We start from the raw sequence: 5,000 nt of genomic DNA, 5'->3' as shown, positions 1-5,000 counted from the left end.
GCGCTGTAGTCGGAGACAAAAACATAGTCTGTTTCGTTGTAGCGAATATTTCGCAACGCCTGCCGCGCGCGTTTTTTCGCCTCGGCTTTTGAAATCAATCCCGACTGGGCGTCCTTTGCAAATTTGGCAACGAGACTGTATGCAGTCTCAATCTGTGTTCGGACGGTATTTTTGGCTCCATCGTTCAAGGAATTGAAGTCATCTTCGATTTGCAGTCCAAGCACGATAACAAAGATCGATATCAAACCTGAAACCATCAGCAGAATTTTATTTTTTATTGACATAGCATCGCCCCAAAATGTTCAAATCAAACAATGCCGGCGACGAAACCGAAGAGCACAAAATATCGATGATTGAATTCATCAGATTTCGGCTAACAGCTATGGAGCATAGGTCTCAACGCGCATTCAGATAGACCTATGACTATCGCCAGATTGCTTGCAGTGACGATCATTTGGTTTGCTTGGTTAATCTAATTTAAACATCAATATCCAAAATCAGACAGCAACGGTATAATGATAGCATTAGTCGCAATATTGATAGTCAGCCCGTTCAAATTGCGCTCCGGGGGACAATATCGGATGGCCGTTTTCCGAATTTGGCTTTGAACCGACGGGAAAAATCACTCAAGTGAACAAAGCCCCATCGATACGCAATTTGAGAAACAGGGGTCACGTCCCCTTCCCGTACGAGGTCGTGATGGACCCTGATAAGACGCTGATCGATAATATATTGGACCGGGCTACATCCTAAGCGGCTGCGAAACAGTTTCTGTAGAGTACGAACACTGGCTCCCGCTGCTTTGGCAACCTCAACAACAGTTAGGCTCCGACCGAGATTCGCATCTATGTAGTCGGTCGCTCTCATGAGTATATGAGATGGAGCTGTTTCAAATTTTGAGCTAATCGTATTGGCCATCGGCCAACAACCGATCAACTGGAAAATCAACAATTCCTCCATCAATGGATACATTGTATCAATTTGACCTCCTGGTGCATCTTCCCAAAAGACGACCTGCACCAATGCTCTTTGCAGTGCACGCAATCCCAGCTGGTGCATATCAGCAAACTGCAAAAAGTCAGGAGACAAACTCTCAGATGGATCGAACATGGCACCATAGGCCATAGACAAAGGATCGTTATCAAAAACGCACCCCAGAACAATGAAGTCAGGAGACGAATACATCTGGTTTTCCGGGCGAACCTTAGACAAGAGGCCAACTCCCTCCTTGGCAAGCAATTCCTGCGATCCCATTCGCTGCATGAAATGGCCTCTGAAAGGAATTTGTACTGCCAAGCTGTCGAGGCTCTCGTTCGAATGAGAAACAAACCCCGTGGTGGAAAAACTTTGCCACACTATGGATTGCTGACCTGTGCGCCCGTTTGTAGACAGATCGAGTACTTTGCCCGAGGGTGGGCACAGCTGAATAGGAAAACCATCAAGACCGTCCAGTGGAGGGACGCGTAATTGAAAGCGCCGACCCACAAATTGATTTCCGTCTTGAATTTTCTTATTAACGGACGCAATCCTTCTCATCAACGAATGCCTTCATCTCTTTAAAGAATAGATTTAGGTTATCATTGGTCGCAGACTACACAATAATCCTTACCTTCAAATAAAAAATGACGAGAAATCCAAAGATTTAAATATCATTGAGAAAATTTACTGTTAATTTTTACAATAAATATCAGATTACTTAAAAATAAACTTATGATTGCATGAATTACTACTGCAAACTCTGATTTTATACAGCGCTTCATTTGAAATAAAGAAAGTTACTAAAAATTTTCCTTATATTGAACGCAAAAACCCCCATAGCTTATAGCGATGGGGGTTTTTTGATATTGTTCTTGCGTTTAACAGGCCTGGCAGCGACCTACTCTCCCACGTCTTAAGACGGAGTACCATTGGCGCAGAGGAGTTTAACGACCGAGTTCGGGATGGGATCGGGTTTGGCCTCCTCGCCATAGCCACCAGGCCGGTTAAACGCAAGGACAATGAAGCTGGTCTTTTAGTCGACGCTTTTCAGGATTTTTGTAAAAGCGTTTGAATGGTCATAGATAAATGAGAGTAATCAAGCCTATCGAGTTATTAGTACCGGTAAGCTTCGCACATTACTGCGCTTCCACACCCGGCCTATCAACGTGGTGATCTTCCACGGCTCTCAGGGAGAACTCGTCTCAAGGGGGGCTTCCCGCTTAGATGCTTTCAGCGGTTATCCCTTCCACACGTAGCTACCCTGCAATGCGGCTGGCGCCACAACAGGTCCACCAGAGGTGTGTCCAACCCGGTCCTCTCGTACTAGGGTCAGCTCCTTTCAATTCTCCTACGCCCACGGCAGATAGGGACCGAACTGTCTCACGACGTTCTGAACCCAGCTCACGTACCGCTTTAATTGGCGAACAGCCAAACCCTTGGGACCTGCTCCAGCCCCAGGATGCGATGAGCCGACATCGAGGTGCCAAACAATGCCGTCGATATGGACTCTTGGGCATCATCAGCCTGTTATCCCCGGAGTACCTTTTATCCGTTGAGCGATGGCCCTTCCACTCGGGACCACCGGATCACTATGACCGACTTTCGTCTCTGCTCGACTTGTCAGTCTCGCAGTCAGGCTGGCTTATGCCATTGCACTCAACGACCGATTTCCGACCGGTCTGAGCCAACCATCGCGCGCCTCCGTTACTCTTTGGGAGGCGACCGCCCCAGTCAAACTACCCACCATGCGCTGTCCCGGATCCGGATAACGGACCGCGGTTAGACAGCCATGACAACAGGGGTGGTATTTCAAGGATGGCTCCATCTGAGCTGGCGCCCAAACTTCAAAGCCTACCACCTATCCTACACATGCCAACACAACTGTCAGCGCAAAGCTATAGTAAAGGTTCACGGGGTCTTTCCGTCTGACCGCAGGAACCCCGCATCTTCACGGGGAATTCAATTTCACTGAGTCTATGCTGGAGACAGCGGGGAAGTCGTTACGCCATTCGTGCAGGTCGGAACTTACCCGACAAGGAATTTCGCTACCTTAGGACCGTTATAGTTACGGCCGCCGTTTACCGGGGCTTCAATTCGCAGCTCTCACCACTCCTCTTAACCTTCCGGCACCGGGCAGGCGTCAGACCCTATACGTCGCCTTGCGGCTTCGCAGAGCCCTGTGTTTTTGATAAACAGTCGCAACCCCCTGGTCTGTGCCACCCGCTAAAAGTTGCCTTCAAACGGGTCTCCCTTCTCGCGAACTTACGGGAGCAATTTGCCGAGTTCCTTCAGCATAGTTCTCTCAAGCGCCTTGGTATTCTCTACCTGTCCACCTGTGTCGGTTTAGGGTACGGTCTAACGTGGGTGCTATTTCCTGGAACTCCTACGCTGCATCATCAATCCAATAAGACAATACAACTACCGGAATCCGTCACATCCCACTGGTTGAGGAATATTAACCTCATTCCCATCGACTACGCATTTCTGCCTCGCCTTAGGGGCCGACTAACCCTGCGCTGATTAGCATTGCACAGGAACCCTTGGACTTTCGGCGAGAGTGTCTCTCACACTCTTTATCGTTACTCATGTCAGCATTCGCACTTCTGATACCTCCAGGTGCCCTCACAGGTCACCCTTCATCGGCCTACAGAACGCTCCGCTACCGCGTGTACATAGTACACACCCGCAGCTTCGGTGCATGGCTTTAGCCCCGGTACATTTTCGGCGCAAAGACCCTTATTTAGACCAGTGAGCTGTTACGCTTTCTTTAAATGATGGCTGCTTCTAAGCCAACATCCTGGTTGTTTTGGGATCCTCACATCCTTTCCCACTTAGCCATGACTTAGGGACCTTAACTGGCGGTCAGGGTTGTTGCCCTCTCCACGACGGACGTTAGCACCCGCCGTGTGTCTGCAGGATAGTACTCTTGGGTATTCGGAGTTTGGTTAGGTTTGGTAAGTCGGTAAGACCCCCTAGCCCATCCAGTGCTCTACCCCCCAAGGTATTCATCCCACGCACTACCTAAATAGTTTTCGCGGAGAACCAGCTATCTCCGGGTTTGATTGGCCTTTCACCCCTAGCAACAAGTCATCCCCGCCTTTTTCAACAGGCGTGGGTTCGGTCCTCCAGTGCGTGTTACCGCACCTTCAACCTGCTCATAGCTAGATCACCCGGTTTCGGGTCTAATCCATCGAACTAACGCCCTATTAAGACTCGGTTTCCCTACGCATACACCTAACGGCTTAAGCTCGCTCGATAAATTAAGTCGCTGACCCATTATACAAAAGGTACGCCGTCAGGCTTTCGCCCTCCGACTGCTTGTAGGCGTTCGGTTTCAGGATCTCTTTCACCCCCCTCGTCGGGGTGCTTTTCACCTTTCCCTCACGGTACTGGTTCACTATCGGTCGACAAGGAGTACTTAGGCTTGGAGGGTGGTCCCCCCATGTTCAGACAGGATTTCACGTGTCCCGCCCTACTCTAACGGCTGCTTTTCATACCGGTACGGGGCTGTCACCCACTATGGCGCTCCTTTCCAGAAGCTTCCCGTTTTATTACAGCACGGCCTGGTCCGCGTTCGCTCGCCACTACTAACGGAGTCTCTGTTGATGTCCTTTCCTGCAGGTACTTAGATGTTTCAGTTCCCTGCGTTTGCCTCTCAACCCTATATATTCAGATTGAGATACCCTTGCGGGTGGGTTTCCCCATTCAGATATCCATGGATCAAAGCTTGTTCGCAGCTCCCCATGGCTTTTCGCAGCGTACCACGTCTTTCATCGCCTCTTGTCGCCAAGGCATTCACCAAACGCCCTTAAAACACTTGATCACTCTCATTTTCAATGACCATCCACTTGCGTAGATGTCCTTCAAATGAAGTTCAAATCAGACCAATGAGCAATGCACAAGCAGGCAATGCCCAGTCTCTTGGTCTGATGACTATTAAAGAACCTGCCATTCATACATCCAGACGGGGTACGTCCACATGTAAGCAGGTTCTAGACCAGCTTCTTGAGATACAATCAAAA

2 protein-coding genes and 2 rRNA genes (1 of these 4 cut by a window edge) are annotated in these 5,000 nt (G+C 49.3%); all 4 read right to left on the bottom strand.

The features are described from left to right. On the bottom strand, window positions 1-257 hold the start of the coding sequence (locus CPH65_RS05340) for a methyl-accepting chemotaxis protein (protein WP_197703962.1). It extends 1,390 nt beyond the left edge of the window; 257 of the gene's 1,647 nt are visible here — the first part of the coding sequence; it begins with the start codon at window positions 255-257; its stop codon lies off the left edge, out of view. A gap of 295 nt (window positions 258-552) precedes the next feature. Then, a complete protein-coding gene (locus CPH65_RS05335) occupies window positions 553-1,536 on the bottom strand; it encodes a helix-turn-helix domain-containing protein (protein ID WP_096172464.1) in 984 nt (327 codons plus the stop codon). 327 nt (window positions 1,537-1,863) lie between these two features. After that, window positions 1,864-1,978, bottom strand: a 5S ribosomal RNA gene (gene rrf / locus CPH65_RS05330). 92 nt (window positions 1,979-2,070) lie between these two features. Beyond that, window positions 2,071-4,801: ribosomal RNA gene (locus CPH65_RS05325) — 23S ribosomal RNA — on the bottom strand. Window positions 4,802-5,000: the final 199 nt, after the last annotated feature.

The organism is Cohaesibacter sp. ES.047 (assembly GCF_900215505.1).
Classification (GTDB): Bacteria; Pseudomonadota; Alphaproteobacteria; order Rhizobiales; family Cohaesibacteraceae; genus Cohaesibacter.
This window is presented reverse-complemented; position numbering and strand designations above follow the sequence as displayed.